Source organism: Bacillus sp. FSL K6-3458, from assembly GCF_038005045.1.
Lineage (GTDB): Bacteria > Bacillota > Bacilli > Bacillales > Bacillaceae > Bacillus > Bacillus altitudinis.
Map to the genome: position 1 here is coordinate 80,823 of NZ_JBBOSI010000001.1, position 15,232 is coordinate 96,054.

The 15,232-nt window shown below is 42.7% G+C and carries 28 protein-coding genes; all 28 read right to left on the reverse strand.

The genetic code is table 11. From position 1 onward, the window contains the following. Positions 1 to 47 precede the first annotated feature (47 nt). The 28 genes from rpsI to rplP all read right to left on the reverse strand — a co-directional run bounded on the left by rpsI (position 48) and on the right by rplP (position 15,231). Positions 48 to 440: a 30S ribosomal protein S9 gene (gene rpsI / locus MHH23_RS00465; protein WP_007496354.1), complete on the reverse strand. Its 393-nt coding sequence runs from the start codon at positions 438 to 440 to the stop codon at positions 48 to 50. 20 nt (positions 441 to 460) lie between these two features. Continuing rightward, positions 461 to 898 carry a 50S ribosomal protein L13 gene (rplM, locus tag MHH23_RS00470; protein WP_003217042.1) on the reverse strand — a complete coding sequence of 146 codons (438 nt, stop codon included), beginning with the start codon at positions 896 to 898 and terminating at the stop codon, positions 461 to 463. 164 nt (positions 899 to 1,062) lie between these two features. Next, positions 1,063 to 1,806, reverse strand: a complete 744-nt coding sequence (gene truA, locus MHH23_RS00475; protein ID WP_110487780.1) for a tRNA pseudouridine(38-40) synthase TruA — start codon at positions 1,804 to 1,806, stop codon at positions 1,063 to 1,065. An 11-nt stretch (positions 1,807 to 1,817) separates the two neighbouring features. Then, the gene (locus MHH23_RS00480) at positions 1,818 to 2,615 is read right to left on the reverse strand and encodes an energy-coupling factor transporter transmembrane component T family protein (protein WP_008345215.1); all 798 of its coding nucleotides are present in this window, start codon (positions 2,613 to 2,615) and stop codon (positions 1,818 to 1,820) included. Continuing rightward, on the reverse strand, positions 2,612 to 3,481 hold the full coding sequence (locus MHH23_RS00485; protein WP_335350609.1) for an energy-coupling factor ABC transporter ATP-binding protein: 870 nt from the start codon (positions 3,479 to 3,481) through the stop codon (positions 2,612 to 2,614). Before MHH23_RS00485 ends, MHH23_RS00480 begins: the two co-directional genes overlap by 4 nt. Beyond that, the gene (locus MHH23_RS00490; protein WP_008345218.1) at positions 3,457 to 4,299 is read right to left on the reverse strand and encodes an energy-coupling factor ABC transporter ATP-binding protein; all 843 of its coding nucleotides are present in this window, start codon (positions 4,297 to 4,299) and stop codon (positions 3,457 to 3,459) included. Before MHH23_RS00490 ends, MHH23_RS00485 begins: the two co-directional genes overlap by 25 nt. A 124-nt stretch (positions 4,300 to 4,423) precedes the next feature. Further along, positions 4,424 to 4,786 (reverse strand): 50S ribosomal protein L17, encoded by a 363-nt coding sequence (gene rplQ, locus MHH23_RS00495; protein WP_003216944.1) that lies wholly within the window; start codon positions 4,784 to 4,786, stop codon positions 4,424 to 4,426. Between the two features lie 75 nt (positions 4,787 to 4,861). Next, positions 4,862 to 5,806 (reverse strand): DNA-directed RNA polymerase subunit alpha, encoded by a 945-nt coding sequence (locus MHH23_RS00500; protein ID WP_003217009.1) that lies wholly within the window; start codon positions 5,804 to 5,806, stop codon positions 4,862 to 4,864. 175 nt (positions 5,807 to 5,981) lie between these two features. After that, positions 5,982 to 6,377 carry a 30S ribosomal protein S11 gene (gene rpsK, locus MHH23_RS00505; protein ID WP_003217231.1) on the reverse strand — a complete coding sequence of 132 codons (396 nt, stop codon included), beginning with the start codon at positions 6,375 to 6,377 and terminating at the stop codon, positions 5,982 to 5,984. A gap of 20 nt (positions 6,378 to 6,397) precedes the next feature. Further along, positions 6,398 to 6,763 carry a 30S ribosomal protein S13 gene (gene rpsM / locus MHH23_RS00510; protein ID WP_003217023.1) on the reverse strand — a complete coding sequence of 122 codons (366 nt, stop codon included), beginning with the start codon at positions 6,761 to 6,763 and terminating at the stop codon, positions 6,398 to 6,400. A gap of 21 nt (positions 6,764 to 6,784) precedes the next feature. Next, complete coding sequence (rpmJ, locus tag MHH23_RS00515) at positions 6,785 to 6,898, reverse strand: 50S ribosomal protein L36 (RefSeq protein WP_003156543.1); 114 nt, start codon at positions 6,896 to 6,898, stop codon at positions 6,785 to 6,787. A 31-nt stretch (positions 6,899 to 6,929) separates the two neighbouring features. Next, positions 6,930 to 7,148 carry a translation initiation factor IF-1 gene (infA, locus tag MHH23_RS00520; protein ID WP_003217190.1) on the reverse strand — a complete coding sequence of 73 codons (219 nt, stop codon included), beginning with the start codon at positions 7,146 to 7,148 and terminating at the stop codon, positions 6,930 to 6,932. Positions 7,149 to 7,458: 310 nt separating this feature from the next. Next, entirely contained in the window at positions 7,459 to 8,205 is a 747-nt protein-coding gene (gene map / locus MHH23_RS00525) for a type I methionyl aminopeptidase (RefSeq protein WP_017359166.1), read from the reverse strand. Then, entirely contained in the window at positions 8,202 to 8,855 is a 654-nt protein-coding gene (locus tag MHH23_RS00530) for an adenylate kinase (protein WP_007496336.1), read from the reverse strand. The genes map and MHH23_RS00530 overlap by 4 nt, the downstream gene beginning before the upstream one ends. A gap of 55 nt (positions 8,856 to 8,910) precedes the next feature. Beyond that, entirely contained in the window at positions 8,911 to 10,203 is a 1,293-nt protein-coding gene (secY, locus tag MHH23_RS00535; RefSeq protein ID WP_007496334.1) for a preprotein translocase subunit SecY, read from the reverse strand. 1 nt (position 10,204) lies between these two features. Further along, positions 10,205 to 10,645, reverse strand: a complete 441-nt coding sequence (gene rplO, locus MHH23_RS00540; RefSeq protein ID WP_003216888.1) for a 50S ribosomal protein L15 — start codon at positions 10,643 to 10,645, stop codon at positions 10,205 to 10,207. Positions 10,646 to 10,675: 30 nt separating this feature from the next. Further along, positions 10,676 to 10,858, reverse strand: coding sequence for a 50S ribosomal protein L30 (rpmD, locus tag MHH23_RS00545; protein WP_003217067.1), 183 nt, complete (start codon positions 10,856 to 10,858; stop codon positions 10,676 to 10,678). A 13-nt stretch (positions 10,859 to 10,871) separates the two neighbouring features. Then, the gene (rpsE, locus tag MHH23_RS00550; RefSeq protein WP_007496332.1) at positions 10,872 to 11,372 is read right to left on the reverse strand and encodes a 30S ribosomal protein S5; all 501 of its coding nucleotides are present in this window, start codon (positions 11,370 to 11,372) and stop codon (positions 10,872 to 10,874) included. Positions 11,373 to 11,396: 24 nt separating this feature from the next. Next, entirely contained in the window at positions 11,397 to 11,759 is a 363-nt protein-coding gene (gene rplR, locus MHH23_RS00555) for a 50S ribosomal protein L18 (protein ID WP_003216951.1), read from the reverse strand. A gap of 32 nt (positions 11,760 to 11,791) precedes the next feature. After that, the gene (gene rplF / locus MHH23_RS00560; protein WP_008345395.1) at positions 11,792 to 12,328 is read right to left on the reverse strand and encodes a 50S ribosomal protein L6; all 537 of its coding nucleotides are present in this window, start codon (positions 12,326 to 12,328) and stop codon (positions 11,792 to 11,794) included. Between the two features lie 31 nt (positions 12,329 to 12,359). Further along, complete coding sequence (gene rpsH, locus MHH23_RS00565; RefSeq protein ID WP_007496327.1) at positions 12,360 to 12,758, reverse strand: 30S ribosomal protein S8; 399 nt, start codon at positions 12,756 to 12,758, stop codon at positions 12,360 to 12,362. Between the two features lie 31 nt (positions 12,759 to 12,789). Next, a complete protein-coding gene (gene rpsN, locus MHH23_RS00570) occupies positions 12,790 to 12,975 on the reverse strand; it encodes a 30S ribosomal protein S14 (protein WP_008356542.1) in 186 nt (61 codons plus the stop codon). A 22-nt stretch (positions 12,976 to 12,997) separates the two neighbouring features. Continuing rightward, positions 12,998 to 13,537, reverse strand: coding sequence for a 50S ribosomal protein L5 (gene rplE / locus MHH23_RS00575; protein WP_003217159.1), 540 nt, complete (start codon positions 13,535 to 13,537; stop codon positions 12,998 to 13,000). Positions 13,538 to 13,562: 25 nt separating this feature from the next. Continuing rightward, positions 13,563 to 13,874 (reverse strand): 50S ribosomal protein L24, encoded by a 312-nt coding sequence (rplX, locus tag MHH23_RS00580; RefSeq protein WP_007496325.1) that lies wholly within the window; start codon positions 13,872 to 13,874, stop codon positions 13,563 to 13,565. A 35-nt stretch (positions 13,875 to 13,909) separates the two neighbouring features. Beyond that, positions 13,910 to 14,278 (reverse strand): 50S ribosomal protein L14, encoded by a 369-nt coding sequence (gene rplN / locus MHH23_RS00585; RefSeq protein ID WP_003216882.1) that lies wholly within the window; start codon positions 14,276 to 14,278, stop codon positions 13,910 to 13,912. A 39-nt stretch (positions 14,279 to 14,317) separates the two neighbouring features. Beyond that, a complete protein-coding gene (rpsQ, locus tag MHH23_RS00590) occupies positions 14,318 to 14,581 on the reverse strand; it encodes a 30S ribosomal protein S17 (protein ID WP_003216906.1) in 264 nt (87 codons plus the stop codon). Positions 14,582 to 14,606: 25 nt separating this feature from the next. Further along, the gene (rpmC, locus tag MHH23_RS00595) at positions 14,607 to 14,807 is read right to left on the reverse strand and encodes a 50S ribosomal protein L29 (RefSeq protein ID WP_003217155.1); all 201 of its coding nucleotides are present in this window, start codon (positions 14,805 to 14,807) and stop codon (positions 14,607 to 14,609) included. Next, positions 14,797 to 15,231 (reverse strand): 50S ribosomal protein L16, encoded by a 435-nt coding sequence (gene rplP / locus MHH23_RS00600; RefSeq protein WP_003225801.1) that lies wholly within the window; start codon positions 15,229 to 15,231, stop codon positions 14,797 to 14,799. Before rplP ends, rpmC begins: the two co-directional genes overlap by 11 nt. Position 15,232 lies beyond the last annotated feature (1 nt).

A 15,232-nucleotide genomic window follows, 5' to 3' on the forward strand; every position in this document is an offset into this window, starting at 1 on the left:
TTTGTCTGTACAAACCCTTGTAAAACGTCCATACAATATAAAATTGATTAACGTTTTGAGAACTGAGGTGCGCGACGTGCGCCTTTAAGACCGTATTTCTTACGCTCTTTCATACGAGAGTCACGAGTAAGAAGTCCAGCACGTTTAAGTGGTGTACGGTACTCAGGATCTACTTCTAGAAGAGCACGAGAGATACCGTGACGAATTGCTCCAGCTTGACCAGAGAATCCACCACCGTGAACATTTACAAGAACATCGTAGCTGTTAGCTGTTTCTGTGATGTTCAAAGGCTGTTTCACGTCTTCGATTAAAGCAGCGAATGGAATGTATTCAGTAATTTCACGATTATTAACGACGATACGGCCTTCACCTGGAACTAAGCGAACGCGCGCTACAGAACTTTTACGACGACCTGTACCGTAATATTGAACCTGTGCCAAATTGTTAACCTCCCTTATAATTAACCGCGAAGTTCGTAAACTTCAGGTTGTTGTGCTTGATGTGGATGCTCAGAACCACGGTACACATTTAATTTTTTGAACATTTGACGACCTAGTGGACCCTTTGGAAGCATACCTTTGATAGCAAGCTCCAACATTTTTTCAGGGTAGTTTGTACGCATCTCAAGAGCAGTTCTTTGTTTCAAACCACCTGGGTGCATCGTATGACGGTAGTAAATTTTGTCCGTCAATTTCTTACCAGTTAATTCGATTTTCTCAGCATTGATGATGATCACGTGATCACCTGTATCAACGTGTGGTGTATAAGTTGGTTTGTGCTTACCGCGCAAAAGTGATGCTACTTCAGTAGAAAGACGACCTAGAGTCTTGCCTGCCGCATCAACCACTAGCCATTTGCGCTCAATTGTGCTTGCGTTCGCCATTGGTGTTGTACGCATGAGTTTCCCTCCTAAATAAATCAATGAATTTTCCTGAATCAAATGCTACGTTCTATTTCAAAACACAGATAAGTCTTCCGGGGCTTATTTGTGGGGTTGAAATACATACCATATGATATCTTATAACTTTCTGCTTCCTGTGTCAAGAACATGTTACACCTGGTTTAGTTGTCATAGAAAACTTCCCATAAATACAGTCCGTGACTGGGCGCAGTCTTGCCTGCCGCTTCGCGATTTCGGGCGGCAAGCATGGCTTTTATCTCCTCAGGGTGAAATTTACCAGAACCAATTTCAAGTAACGTTCCAGCGATAATTCGCACCATGTTGTATAAAAAGCCATTCCCTCTCACACGCATTTCAAGCCCGTCTGAGACGTTTTTCCACTCAAGGGCATAAATCTCCCTCACCTTGTCCTGAACCTCTGTATTGGCCGCACAAAAGCTTGTGAAATCGTGTATGCCAATGAGGTGCCCCGCAGCTTCTCTCATTTTGTCTGCATCCAGCCGGTAAGGAAAGTGGCAGGCATACTGTCTCGTGAACACATTTTGGTGCGTTTCCGTTGAGACCTTATAACGGTATTCCTTCGAAACGACACTAAAACGTGCATGAAACGATTCATCCACTTCCTCAGCCTTTAGAACCCTGATGTCATCAGGCAGGAGACTATTGAGGGCAAAAGGCCATCTTTCCATCGGGATGGCAAGCGGGGTGTCAAAATGGATGACCTGCCCCTTTGCGTGAACGCCACTGTCTGTCCGGCCAGAAGCCACAATCGGAATCAGTTCATCTTGTTTATGCATTCTAGCAAGAGCAGATTCAATCTCCGTTTGTACAGTACGCTGTCCTGGTTGCACTTGATACCCTTTAAAATGTGTCCCATCGTATGATACGGTACATTTTACTTTCATCTAGGCATCACCTAATTTCTAAGCAGCACAAGGAGTGCTGTTAACAGGATGAATAGAAGCAGCGTGAACGTGTCTTTCATGCCCCAGACAAGCTGACGGTATTTCGTACGCCCTTCTCCCCCGCGGTAGCCTCTCGCTTCCATAGCGGTCGCCAATTCCTCCGCACGCTTAAACGCACTGACGAAAAGCGGGACAAGCAACGGAACAATCGCTTTTAAACGATCTTTCACGGGTCCGCTTGTAAAATCAACACCTCTTGCCATTTGGGCTTTCATGATTTTGTCTGTTTCTTCGAGTAAAGTAGGAATAAATCGAAGAGAAATTGACATCATAAGAGCAAGTTCATGAACAGGTAGCTTGATTTTACGGAAAGGATGCAGCAGCTTCTCCATACCGTCTGTCACTTCGATAGGCGTTGTGGTCAACGTCAGAAGTGTTGTCATCATGATGAGATAGACAAAACGGAGTGAAATGAAAATCCCCTGTTTTAGACCTTCTTCATAAATATTCAGAAAACCAAAGTGAAAGAGCAAAGCGCCATCCTTTGTCATGAAGATATGCAGAATAAAGGTAAACAGAACAATCCAAAGGATGGGTTTCATTCCTTTGAGAATAAAGTACAGCGGCACCTGAGACACCATCACCACAAGGATCGTAAAGACCCCTAAAAGCCCGTAAGTGATGTAGTTATTCGCAAAAAAGACAATAAAGACAAAAAAGAAAATTGATAACAGCTTTGTCCTTGGATCAAGACGATGGACAAAGGATGTACCTGGCACATATTTGCCGATAATCATACTATCCATCATGATGTCGTGTCCTCCTGATATAAAGCTGTTAAGGCTTCTGCCATTTCATCCATAGTCAGAAGCGGTCTTGGAAACGTCATCCCCAGCTTTTCTTCGACAGCCTGCTGGAATTTGATCGTTTCCGGGAGGTCCAGTCCGAAAGAAGACATGTCGGTACGATTGGCAAATAGCTCCCTCGGCGTACCTGTCGCCTTTACTGTTCCTTTGTGCATCACAATCATTTGATCCGCATAATGAGCGGCATCTTCCATACTGTGTGTCACAAGGATCGTCGTCAGGTTGGCTTTTTGATGAAGCTCATAGAACATGTCCATGATTTCTTTACGTCCGCGTGGATCTAATCCCGCAGTCGGCTCATCAAGCACAAGCACTTCTGGCTCCATCGCTAGAACACCTGCAATCGCCACACGTCTCATTTGACCACCGCTTAATTCAAAGGGTGATCGAGATAACAAGGATTCAGGAAGGCCTACAAGCTTCAGCATCTCTTTAGCCTTGGCTTCTGCCTTTTCTTTTGGAACACCGAAATTCATCGGACCAAAACAGATATCCTTCAGAATGGTCTCCTCAAAGAGCTGGTGTTCAGGAAACTGAAACACGATGCCGACCTTTTTGCGAAGGGGTTTCATATCCTTCTGCTTTTTATTGGCTTGTAAGACCGTATCTCCAAGCGCAATGTTCCCCTTTGTTGGTTTGAGCAGTCCATTTAAATGTTGCAGCAATGTCGACTTGCCAGAACCCGTATGACCGATGACAGCCACATAGCTGCCTTCTTTGATGGAAGCATTGACATCATACAAAGCAAGACGCTCAAACGGCGTTTTCATTTGATAACGATGCTCTAATTCTTTGATCGTAATGTCCATAGCTCTTTCACCAATCCTTCTTGTGTCAAATGGGCATTTGCAAGCGGCACACCTTGCTGCTTCAATTGCTTACTCAACCGGTAGGAAAATGGCAGATCAAGTCCAATCTGAACCAGCTGTTCATCTAGTTCAAATACTTCCTCTGGTGTTCCCTCGGCAAATTTCTTCCCACCATTCATCACAATAACGCGGTCTGCCTTCGCAGCCTCGTCTAAATCATGTGTGATGGAAATGACCGTGACCGTTCCTTGTTCCTTCAGCAGTCTGACGGTTTCTAGCACTTCTTCACGGCCAATCGGATCAAGCATTGATGTTGCTTCATCCAAGATCATGATGTCAGGGCTTGCGGCAAGTACACCTGCGATTGCTACTCTCTGCTTTTGCCCGCCTGATAGATGGTGCGGCTCTTGATCAAGAAACTCCTGCATATTGACCTGTTTGACAGCCCAATCTACACGCTCTATCATCAATTCCCGCTCAACCCCGTTATTTTCTAAACCAAAAGCCACATCATCACGAACCGTTGAGCCAACGAATTGGTTGTCTGGGTTTTGAAAGACCATGCCGACCTTTTTGCGAATATCCCAAACACTTTCTTCTTTCAGCTCAATCTCACCAACCTTGACCGTTCCTGCATCCGGTAAAATGAGCCCATTCAGTACACGGGCAAGTGTGGATTTACCTGAACCGTTGTGGCCAACAATGGCAAGCCATTCATTTTGATTCACATGCAATGACACTTGGTCTAAAGCGGGCTTGTCCGCATCTTTGTGATAACGAAATACAATGTCTTTTACGTCAATTAATGTCTTCTCCATCTCTACCGGACCTCCTCTCAGCTCAACCTCTACTTTGCCTGTTGCTAAAAAGCCGTAGTATCTAAAAAAGGGCATAGATCCAGTTATGAACTGTCCCGCCCTTTCTTAGATACACGATATGTGATTAAACTAATTCAATGACAGCCATTGGTGCGCCATCGCCGCGACGAGGTCCAAGCTTCATGATACGAGTGTATCCACCTTGGCGATCTTCGTAGCGAGTTGCAACGTCAGCGAATAATTTTTGAAGTGCATCTTGGTTTGTTTCAGCGTTAGCTACTTCGTTACGAATGTAAGCTGCAGCTTGACGGCGAGCATGAAGATCTCCGCGTTTGCCAAGAGTGATCATTTTTTCAACTACAGAGCGAAGTTCTTTCGCACGTGTTTCAGTTGTTTCGATGCGTTCGTTGATGATCAAATCAGTCGTTAGGTCACGAAGCATTGCTTTACGTTGTGCACTAGTGCGTCCTAGCTTTCTGTATGCCATGTGATGTCCCCTCCTTAATTAGAGATGCTGTATGAATAAAAAACACACGAAAATCCTAGTTCACAATGAAACTAGTCAATCGTCTTTACGAAGACCCAGTCCAAGTTCTTCTAGTTTCGCTTTCACTTCTTCAAGAGATTTACGTCCAAGGTTACGAACTTTCATCATATCCTCTTCTGTCTTGTTAGCAAGCTCTTGAACAGTGTTAATACCCGCACGCTTCAAACAGTTGTAAGAACGAACAGAAAGATCAAGCTCTTCAATTGTCATTTCAAGCACTTTTTCTTTTTGGTCTTCTTCTTTTTCAACCATGATTTCTGCATGCTGAGCTTCGTCAGTTAACCCAACGAAAATATTTAGGTGTTCAGTTAAAATCTTAGAACCTAGAGCGATCGCTTCTTTCGGTCCTGTGCTTCCATCAGTCCATACATCTAGTGTTAATTTATCATAGTTTGTGATTTGCCCAACACGGGTGTTCTCCACTTGATAAGTTACACGAGATACAGGTGTATAGATTGAGTCGATCGGAATCACGCCGATAGGCTGATCGTCTCTTTTGTTTGCATCAGCAGGATTATACCCGCGACCTCTTTGTGCAGTCAAACGAACACGGAAGCTCGCATTTTTGCCAAGAGTTGCGATGTGGAGATCTGGATTTAAGATTTCAATATCGCTGTCGTGTGTAATATCAGCAGCTGTTACAGTTCCTTCATCTTGTACATCAATTTCAAGCGTCTTCTCTTCTTCAGAGTAGATTTTGAGTGCAAGCTTTTTAATGTTTAAGATAATCGTTGTAACATCTTCAACCACGCCTTCGATCGTTGAGAATTCGTGTAAGACACCATCTATCTGGATCGATGTTACAGCTGCACCAGGAAGTGAGGATAAAAGGATACGACGAAGGGAGTTCCCTAAAGTGGTACCATATCCACGCTCAAGTGGCTCTACGACAAACTTGCCATACTTGGCATCGTCGCTGATTTCAACCGTTTCGATTTTTGGTTTTTCAATTTCGATCATCTAATAAAACCCTCCTTCAAAACGTCGAAACCTCGAATAGAATCATATGAGATTCCATCCGAAATTCCTCATTGTTTAGTCCCGTATGTGCTCAGGCAACGAGTCGTGTATTCGTCTCATAAATAACTGTATCATAACCCATTATTGACAGGGACACAAAATCTATACAAACAAATTACACGCGGCGACGTTTTGGTGGACGGCATCCGTTATGAGGAACTGGAGTTACGTCTCTGATTGCAGTAACTTCAAGACCTGCAGCTTGAAGCGCACGAATTGCAGCTTCACGACCAGAACCAGGACCTTTAACAGTTACTTCAAGTGTTTTAAGACCATGTTCGATAGAACCTTTAGCAGCAGTTTCAGCAGCCATTTGTGCAGCGAAAGGAGTAGATTTACGAGAACCTCTGAATCCTAATGCACCAGCACTTGACCAAGAAATTGCGTTTCCATGAACATCAGTAATCGTTACAATCGTGTTGTTGAAAGTGGAACGGATATGAGCGATTCCAGCTTCAATATTCTTTTTCACGCGACGTTTACGCGTATTTTGTTTACGAGCAGCAGCCATTCTTTAACTACCTCCTTTACTTATTTTTTCTTGTTAGCTACAGTACGACGCGGACCTTTACGAGTACGCGCGTTGTTTTTTGTGTTTTGTCCACGAACAGGAAGTCCTCTACGATGACGGATTCCGCGGTAGCTTCCGATTTCAATTAGACGCTTAATGTTAAGTGAAACTTCACGACGAAGGTCACCTTCTACTTTAAGTTTGTCAATGATATCACGGATTTTACCTAGTTCGTCTTCAGTTAGATCGCGAACGCGAGTGTCTTCAGAAACACCTGCTTCTTTAAGGACTTGTTGAGCCGTCGTACGACCAATTCCAAAAACATATGTTAAAGAAATGACAACACGCTTATCACGTGGAATATCTACACCAGCAATACGAGCCATGATTTGGGCACCTCCTTGTTATTAGCCTTGTTTTTGTTTATGTTTTGGGTTTTCACAGATCACCATTACTTTTCCTTTTCTGCGAATCACTTTACATTTTTCACAGATAGGTTTAACAGATGGTCTCACTTTCATGTGTTTCCAACCTCCTTCTTCCGGAGTTGCTTTATTTGTAACGGTACGTAATTCTACCACGAGTTAAGTCATATGGAGATAATTCTACCGTAACTTTGTCTCCAGGTAAAATGCGAATGAAGTGCATACGGATTTTTCCTGATACATGAGCCAAAACTGTATGACCATTCTCTAGTTCAACTTTGAACATTGCATTTGGCAAAGTTTCTGCTACAGTACCTTCCACTTCAATTACATCGTCTTTCGCCATTCAAGTGTTCTCCCTTCTTCAAATCAGTAACTTGCTCTCTGATAAATGTTCAAATGAGATGTTCTCAATTGTCCATCTATCACCCGACCTGTTTTGAATATACTGTTCTGAACTTCCGGAGATACGCAATCATAAAAGGTTAAATGATTGATATTTTTTCTTAGGAGAATGAATTTACGCTTTTCTCCGTCTGCGATTAGTACATGGCAGCCATCGAACATGCCGATGACAACTGTATACTGATCTTGTTCTTTCCTTGGACTATACAGACAACCTGCCCGATTTGGGCCTGAAAGGCTTCAGTGAAGACCTAAATCTTAGTCAGTATATCAAAACCTGTATCTGTAATCGCAATCGTATGCTCAAAGTGAGCACACTTTTTCCCATCAACCGTTACAACCGTCCAGTTATCAGCCAATGTTTTCACATATCGGCTGCCTGCGTTCACCATCGGTTCGATGGCCAACACCATTCCAGGTTTGAGCCGTGGGCCTTTGTTCGGTGGACCATAATGAGGAATTTGAGGGTCCTCATGAAGATCCTGTCCGACCCCATGTCCAACATATTCTCTAACAACTGAGAAATTCTCATCTTCAACATACGTTTGTATGGCATGGGAAATGTTTGACAGACGTTCACCTGGCTTTGCTTCCTGTAAGCCCTTATATAGAGATTCCTCTGTGACTTCCAGTAGTTTGCGGTCCTCATCACTGATTACCCCAACTGGATAAGTCCAAGCAGAGTCACCATGATAGCCATTTAACTTTGCGCCGATATCGATACTAATGATGTCTCCATCACGTAAAACCCGTTTACCAGGAATACCGTGAACGAGTTCTTCATTCACCGAAACGCAAATGCTCCCGCGAAAACCATTATACCCTTTAAAAGATGGGATTGCACCCTGCTTTGTAATAAAACGTTCGGCAATTTGATCCAATTCTTTTGTCGAAATACCTGGTTTTATATGTTTCTTCAGCTCTTCATGAGTCAGTGCGACAATGCGTCCAGCTTCTCTCATAATCTCAAGCTCGCGAGGAGTTTTACAGATAATCATTTATTTAATCCCCCAAGCAGGTCCTTGATATCAGCGTAAACATCGTTAATGTGCTTCGCACCATCAATGTTTGCAAGATATCCTTTTTCTGAATAGAAGTTCAGTAAAGGTTCAGTCTGCTTTAAGTTCACTTCAAGTCTTGTCGAAACGGTTTCTGCATTATCATCTGCACGTTGATAAAGCTCGCCTCCACACTTGTCACAAACATTTTCTTTCGCAGGTGGATTGAATACTAAATGATATGTTGCTCCGCAATCTTTGCAAATTCTTCGGCCAGTCAGACGCTCCATCAAAGCATCTTTATCGACTTTAATATTAATGACATAATCAATCGTTCTGCCAAGGTCCTTTAGAATGTCTTCTAAAGCTTCAGCTTGAGCGACTGTTCGCGGAAATCCGTCCAGAAGAAAACCTTGTTCACAATCATTCTTGCCAAGTCTTTCTCTAACAATACCGATTGTGACCTCATCAGGAACAAGCTCTCCTTTATCGATAAAGGATTTTGCTTCGAGTCCAAGTTGTGTCTCCTCTTTCATAGCAGCACGGAACATATCTCCTGTTGAGATATGAGGGATCCCATAATCATCAACAATTCGTTCTGCCTGAGTGCCTTTACCAGCACCCGGAAGCCCCATTAAGACTAAGTTCATTTCGGATTTCCCCTTCCTTACTTAGAGAGGTTGGGCAGGAGCCCAGCCCTCTGTTTTATTTCATAAATCCACGGTAGTTTCGTTTCACTAATTGGCTTTCAAGCTGTTTCATTGTTTCAAGTGCAACACCTACAACAATGAGAAGACTTGTGCCGCCAATTTGTGCAGCGGAAGGTAATCCAGCGAATTGAATGAAAAAGATAGGAAGTATTGAAATCACGGCTAAGAAAATGGCGCCCACAAACGTGAGTCGGTACAAAATGCTCGTAATTCTATCTTGAGTCATTTTCCCTGGACGAACTCCCGGGATATAGCCACCCTGCTTTTGCAGATTTTCAGCCATTTGTTCAGGGTTTACTTGGACAAAGGCATAAAAATATGTGAAAGCAACAATCAGTGCTACATAAATCGTCATACCGATTGGCTTAGTATAGTCAAAGTTGTTAGTTATCCAGGTTGTCACATTATTTGTTCCGAAGAACGATGCAATCGTCTGCGGAGTAATAATGAACGAAACGGCAAAGATGACTGGAATCACCCCTGCTGGATTCACTTTCAATGGAAGGTGCGTTGCTTGACTAGCAGACATTTGTGCACGGCCAGTTCCTTTTGAATACTGAATCGCAATCTTTCTCACTGCCATTTGAATGTAAATAACACCGATAACAATGACAAGAATAGCAATCACAATAAGGGCAATTTTCAGGATTTGCATGAACAGCTGTCCATCTCCACCTACAAATTGCTGAGCGTACACTTGCTTTAATGTTTGAGGGATACCTGCGATGATACCGGCAAAGATAATAATCGAAATACCGTTACCAACACCGTGAGCAGTAATCTGCTCTCCCAGCCACATTAAGAATGCTGTTCCCGCAGTGAGTACGACCGCAATTAAGAGATACGTTGAAACACCTGGGTTTTCAATCAGCATGCCTCCTGCCATATTGTTAAATCCATATGACATTCCTAACGCCTGGATAAATCCTAGAACAATTGTAAAATACCTTGTGAATTGTGCTAATTTTCGGCGGCCAACCTCTCCTTGCTTTGACCACTCAGTAAACTTCGGTACAACATCCATCTGCAAGAGCTGGATGATGATCGAAGCAGTGATATACGGCATAATCCCCATTGCAAGAATGGAGAATTGGAAAAGTGCCCCGCCCCCAAACGTGTTGAGGATTCCGAAAACACTCATTTGATCCTGTGCCTGGAGAACTTCGGCGTTCACATTAGGCACAGGGATGAAAGCACCTATACGAAAGACGACTAACATTAAAAGTGTAAATATAATCTTATTCCGTATATCTTTCACGCGCATAAAATTGGAGATTGTCTTAAACAAGTTAGATCACCTCGGCTGTACCGCCAGCAGCTTCAATCGCTTCTTTAGCAGAAGCAGAGAATTTATTGGCTTTTACAGTTAATTTTTTTTCTAATTTACCGTTGCCAAGAATTTTTACTCCTGCTTTTAACTTGCTTATTGCACCAGTCTCTAGAAGAAGTTCAGGAGTGACTTCCGTTCCTTCGTCAAAACTGTTTAATCTGTCTAAGTTGATTACCGCGTAATCTTTACGGTTGATGTTTGTAAAACCACGTTTTGGAAGGCGTTGGAATAAAGGCATTTGACCACCTTCGAATCCAGGGCGTACACCGCCGCCAGAACGAGCGTTTTGACCTTTATGACCTTTACCAGAAGTTTTACCGTTACCTGATCCAATACCACGACCAACACGGTTGCGTACTTTACGTGAACCTTCTGAAGGCTTCAATTCATGAAGTTTCATTTGGGCACCTCCTTATCGATTAAAAATGTTTTATTGTTCTTTAACAGAAACTAAATGAGACACCTTGTTAATCATGCCGCGGATCGCTGCATTGTCTTCATGTACGACTGTTTGGTTTGTTTTCTTTAGACCAAGAGTACGAACAGTGACACGCTGATCTTCCGGGCGACCGATTACACTGCGTTTGAGGGTAATTTCTAATTTATTTGCCATTATTGTTCCCTCCTTATCCTAACAGGTCTTCTACAGATTTTCCACGAAGCTTCGCTACATCTTCAGCACGTTTAAGTTCACTTAAACCTTGAAGTGTTGCGCGGATCATGTTGATCGGTGTATTAGAACCTAGAGATTTAGAAAGGATATCAGCTAGACCAGCAAGCTCAAGTACCGCACGCACTGGGCCTCCAGCGATAACTCCTGTACCTTCTGAAGCAGGCTTCAATAGAACGTTTCCTGCACCGAATCGACCGATGATTTCATGTGGAATTGTAGTTCCAACCATTGGTACTTCAATTAAATTCTTTTTCGCGTCTTCAACAGCTTTGCGGATCGCTTCTGGTACTTCTTGTGCTTTACCAGTACCGAATCCTACATGACCGTTTTTGTCACCGACAACAACTAAAGCTGCAAAACGGAAACGACGTCCACCTTTAACAACTTTCGCTACCCGGTTAACCGTAACTAAGCGTTCTTCTAACTCTAATTTGCTTGGGTCAATACGACTCATTCGGATGTGTCCCTCCTTCTTTTATTAAAATTTAAGTCCAGCCTCACGAGCAGCTTCAGCTAGAGCTTTTACACGTCCATGATATAAGTATCCTCCGCGGTCAAATACCACGTTAGAGATGCCTTTTTCAACAGCACGTTTTGCAACAAGTTCGCCAACTTTAGTAGCAGCTGCAGCGTCAGAACTATTCTCGATCTTTAACTCTTTATCAAGAGTAGAAGCACTTACAAGTGTTACACCGTTAACATCATCAATTACTTGAGCGTAGATGTTCTTGTTAGAACGGAAAACGTTAAGGCGAGGTCTTTCAGCAGTACCTGAAAGTTTCGCACGAACACGAGCGTGTCTTTTAAGACGAGTAGCGTTTTTGCTAGTTTTCGTAATCATCCGAGTCACTCCTTTCTTCACATTAAGCGATCTTACTTACCAGTTTTTCCTTCTTTACGGCGAACGAATTCACCTTCGTAACGAATTCCTTTACCTTTGTAAGGCTCTGGAGCACGGACAGCGCGGATGTTAGAAGCTAGAGCTCCTACACGCTCTTTATCGATACCTTTAACGATTACTTTCGTTTGAGATGGAACTTCTACTTCTACTCCAGCCTCAGGAACGATTTCAACTGGGTGAGAGTATCCAACGTTAAGAACAAGTTTGTTTCCAGATTTAGCTGCACGGTAACCGACACCGATTAGTTCTAAACCTCTTTCGAAACCTTTAGATACACCTTCAACCATGTTTGCAATTAAGCTACGTGTTGTACCATGTAATGCACGGTGTTCTTTATTTTCAGACGGACGGCTTACAGTTAAGACGTTGTCCTCAATTTTAATTTCCATATCAGGGTGAAATGCACGAGTTAGTTCACCTTTTGGTCCCTTTACTGTCACTGTGTTATCGTTGTTTGTCACAGTTACTCCTGAAGGGATCTCGATTAGCTTTTTACCTATACGAGACATACCAAGCACCTCCATTCATCTTAAACTTTTTTTACCATACGTAAGCAAGTACTTCTCCACCAGCTTGTTTAGCACGGGCTTCTTTGTCCGATAAAACACCTTGTGATGTAGAAATAATTGCGATTCCAAGTCCGTTAAGTACACGTGGTACTTCATTTGATTTCGCATATACGCGTAAACCAGGTTTACTGATTCTTTTAAGACCAGTGATAACACGTTCGTTGTTTTGGCCGTATTTAAGGAACAAACGGATAATTCCTTGTTTGCTGTCTTCGACGTACTCAACGTCACGGATAAAACCTTCACGCTTTAAAATTTCAGCAATTTCTCTTTTGATTTTTGAAGCCGGTACTTCTAGCTTCTCATGACGTACCATGTTCGCATTGCGAATACGAGTCAGCAAATCTGCAATCGGATCTGTCATAACCATTATTTAATAACCTCCTTCCCATTTATGGGGATTACCAGCTGGCTTTTTTAACGCCAGGAATTTGTCCTTTATATGCAAGTTCGCGGAAACAAATACGGCAAAGTTTAAACTTGCGAATTACTGAATGTGGACGTCCACAACGTTCGCAGCGCGTATACTCTTGAACTTTAAACTTTTGTTTGCGTTGTTGTTTCGCAATCATAGACTTTTTAGCCACGATTTCGCCTCCCTTTCATTGATTATTTCTGGAACGGCATACCTACTTGAGTTAATAACTCACGTGCTTCTTCATCCGTGTTGGCAGTCGTAACGATAACGATATCCATACCGCGGACTTTTGTTACTTTATCGTAATCAATTTCTGGGAAGATTAACTGTTCTTTAATACCAAGCGTGTAGTTTCCACGACCGTCGAAAGATTTCTTAGAAATCCCGCGGAAGTCACGTACACGTGGTAAAGATACAGAAATAAGTTTATCAAGGAAATCGTACATGCGCTCTCCGCGAAGTGTTACTTTCGCACCGATTGGCATTCCTTCACGTAGACGGAATCCAGCAATAGACTTCTTCGCACGAGTAACGACAGGTTTTTGACCAGCGATAAACGTTAATTCTTCAACAGCAGTATCGATTGCTTTAGCGTTTTGAACGGCGTCACCAACACCCATGTTGATCACGATTTTTTCGATTTTTGGCACTTGCATTACTGATTTGTATTCAAACTTAGAAACTAATGCAGGTGTAATTTCTTTTACATACTTTTCTTTAAGGCGGTTCATGAGAAAGACCTCCCTTCCTTATTTACTATTTATCTAGAACTTGCCCAGATTTTTTCGCTACACGGACTTTCTTTCCGTCCTCAACTTTATATCCAATACGTGTCACTTCACCCGTTTTAGGATCAAGCGGCATTACGTTTGATACGTGGATCGGCGCTTCTTGTTCAGAAATTCCGCCTTGAGGGTTAGCTTGGGTTGGTTTAGAGTGTTTTTTCACAAGGTTAATACCTTCTACTAAAACACGGTCCTTTTTAGGGAAAGCAGCAAGGATGACACCTTGTTTACCTTTATCTTTACCAGAGATAACCACTACTTTATCGCCCTTTTTAACATGCATTTAATCGCACCTCCTTGAGTCGCGGATTGTATTCATTAAAGTACTTCTGGTGCTAAAGAAACAATTTTCATATAGTTGTTTTCACGAAGTTCACGTGCTACTGGTCCGAAGATACGAGTTCCACGTGGGCTCTTGTCGTCACGGATGATGACACATGCATTTTCATCAAAACTGATGTAAGATCCATCGTTTCTGCGAGCTCCGCTCTTAGTACGAACGATAACTGCTTTCACAACTTCACCTTTTTTGACAACGCCTCCTGGTGTTGCTTGTTTAACCGTACAAACAATGACATCACCGATGTTAGCCGTTTTACGTCCAGAGCCACCAAGAACTTTAATCGTTAGTACTTCGCGTGCGCCAGAGTTGTCAGCTACTTTTAAACGAGTCTCCTGTTGAATCATTAATGTTACCTCCCTTCGGAAAAAGAAATCCGAACTTTATTAGATAATAACAGCTTCTTCGACAACTTCAACTAGACGAAAGCGTTTAGTCGCAGATAATGGACGAGTTTCCATGACCTTTACGATGTCTCCGATTTTTGCTTGGTTGTTTTCATCATGTGCTTTGAACTTTTTAGAGTATCTTACACGTTTGCCATAAAGTGAATGCTTTTTGTATGTTTCAACTACAACAGTGATGGTTTTATCCATTTTGTCAGAAACAACACGACCTTGATACACTTTACGTTGGTTACGTTCGCTCATGTTTGCGGGGCCTCCCCTCTAATTATTATTTATTAGCAGCGATTTCTCTTTGACGAATCACAGTTTTCATGCGTGCGATTGATTTACGCACTTCACGAATGCGAGCAGTGTTTTCAAGCTGCCCAGTCGCTAATTGGAAACGAAGATTGAAAAGTTCTTCTTTAAGAGACTTTACTTTTTGTTCAATTTCAGCAGTGGTAAGGTCACGAATTTCATTAGCTTTCATTTGATTCACCACCAATTTCTTCACGTTTTACGAACTTCGTTTTAATTGGCAATTTGTGAGATGCAAGACGAAGAGCTTCACGAGCAACTTCTTCAGACACACCAGAAATTTCAAATAAAACTTTGCCCGGTTTTACTACAGCTACCCAGCCTTCTGGAGCACCTTTACCGGAACCCATGCGGACCTCTAGAGGTTTAGCTGTGTATGGCTTAGAAGGGAAAATTTTAATCCAAACTTTACCGCCACGTTTCATGTAACGAGTCATAGCAATACGAGCAGCTTCGATTTGACGGTTAGTGATCCAAGAAGCTTCAAGAGCTTGGATACCGAACTCACCGAAATGTACTTCAGTGCCGCCTTTTGCACGACCACGCATTTTTCCACGATGTTCTCTGCGATACTTCACGCGTTTTGGCAATAACATA

Excerpts from the sequence above, each read along its gene's own strand:
- rplN (WP_003216882.1), bottom strand. The coding sequence starts at position 14,278 with ATGATTCAACAGGAGACTCGTTTAAAAGTAGCTGACAACTCTGGCGCA.
- infA (WP_003217190.1), bottom strand. The coding sequence starts at position 7,148 with ATGGCGAAAGACGATGTAATTGAAGTGGAAGGTACTGTAGCAGAAACT.
- MHH23_RS00480 (WP_008345215.1), bottom strand. The coding sequence starts at position 2,615 with ATGATGGATAGTATGATTATCGGCAAATATGTGCCAGGTACATCCTTT.
- rpsQ (WP_003216906.1), bottom strand. The coding sequence starts at position 14,581 with ATGAGCGAACGTAACCAACGTAAAGTGTATCAAGGTCGTGTTGTTTCT.
- rpmJ (WP_003156543.1), bottom strand. The coding sequence starts at position 6,898 with ATGAAAGTGAGACCATCTGTTAAACCTATCTGTGAAAAATGTAAAGTG.
- rpsE (WP_007496332.1), bottom strand. The coding sequence starts at position 11,372 with ATGAGTCGTATTGACCCAAGCAAATTAGAGTTAGAAGAACGCTTAGTT.
- rplP (WP_003225801.1), bottom strand. The coding sequence starts at position 15,231 with ATGTTATTGCCAAAACGCGTGAAGTATCGCAGAGAACATCGTGGAAAA.
- rplX (WP_007496325.1), bottom strand. The coding sequence starts at position 13,874 with ATGCATGTTAAAAAGGGCGATAAAGTAGTGGTTATCTCTGGTAAAGAT.
- rpsH (WP_007496327.1), bottom strand. The coding sequence starts at position 12,758 with ATGGTTATGACAGATCCGATTGCAGATTTGCTGACTCGTATTCGCAAT.
- MHH23_RS00530 (WP_007496336.1), bottom strand. The coding sequence starts at position 8,855 with ATGAACTTAGTCTTAATGGGGCTTCCGGGTGCTGGTAAAGGCACTCAG.
- rplR (WP_003216951.1), bottom strand. The coding sequence starts at position 11,759 with ATGATTACGAAAACTAGCAAAAACGCTACTCGTCTTAAAAGACACGCT.
- rplQ (WP_003216944.1), bottom strand. The coding sequence starts at position 4,786 with ATGGCATACAGAAAGCTAGGACGCACTAGTGCACAACGTAAAGCAATG.
- rpsK (WP_003217231.1), bottom strand. The coding sequence starts at position 6,377 with ATGGCTGCTGCTCGTAAACAAAATACGCGTAAACGTCGCGTGAAAAAG.
- rpmD (WP_003217067.1), bottom strand. The coding sequence starts at position 10,858 with ATGGCAAATAAATTAGAAATTACCCTCAAACGCAGTGTAATCGGTCGC.
- truA (WP_110487780.1), bottom strand. The coding sequence starts at position 1,806 with ATGAAAGTAAAATGTACCGTATCATACGATGGGACACATTTTAAAGGG.
- rplM (WP_003217042.1), bottom strand. The coding sequence starts at position 898 with ATGCGTACAACACCAATGGCGAACGCAAGCACAATTGAGCGCAAATGG.
- rplE (WP_003217159.1), bottom strand. The coding sequence starts at position 13,537 with ATGAACCGCCTTAAAGAAAAGTATGTAAAAGAAATTACACCTGCATTA.
- MHH23_RS00500 (WP_003217009.1), bottom strand. The coding sequence starts at position 5,806 with ATGATCGAAATTGAAAAACCAAAAATCGAAACGGTTGAAATCAGCGAC.
- rplF (WP_008345395.1), bottom strand. The coding sequence starts at position 12,328 with ATGTCTCGTATAGGTAAAAAGCTAATCGAGATCCCTTCAGGAGTAACT.
- map (WP_017359166.1), bottom strand. The coding sequence starts at position 8,205 with ATGATTATCTGTAAAACTCCTCGCGAGCTTGAGATTATGAGAGAAGCT.
- MHH23_RS00490 (WP_008345218.1), bottom strand. The coding sequence starts at position 4,299 with ATGGAGAAGACATTAATTGACGTAAAAGACATTGTATTTCGTTATCAC.
- rpmC (WP_003217155.1), bottom strand. The coding sequence starts at position 14,807 with ATGAAAGCTAATGAAATTCGTGACCTTACCACTGCTGAAATTGAACAA.
- MHH23_RS00485 (WP_335350609.1), bottom strand. The coding sequence starts at position 3,481 with ATGGACATTACGATCAAAGAATTAGAGCATCGTTATCAAATGAAAACG.
- rpsM (WP_003217023.1), bottom strand. The coding sequence starts at position 6,763 with ATGGCTCGTATTGCTGGTGTAGATATTCCACGTGATAAGCGTGTTGTC.
- rplO (WP_003216888.1), bottom strand. The coding sequence starts at position 10,645 with ATGAAACTTCATGAATTGAAGCCTTCAGAAGGTTCACGTAAAGTACGC.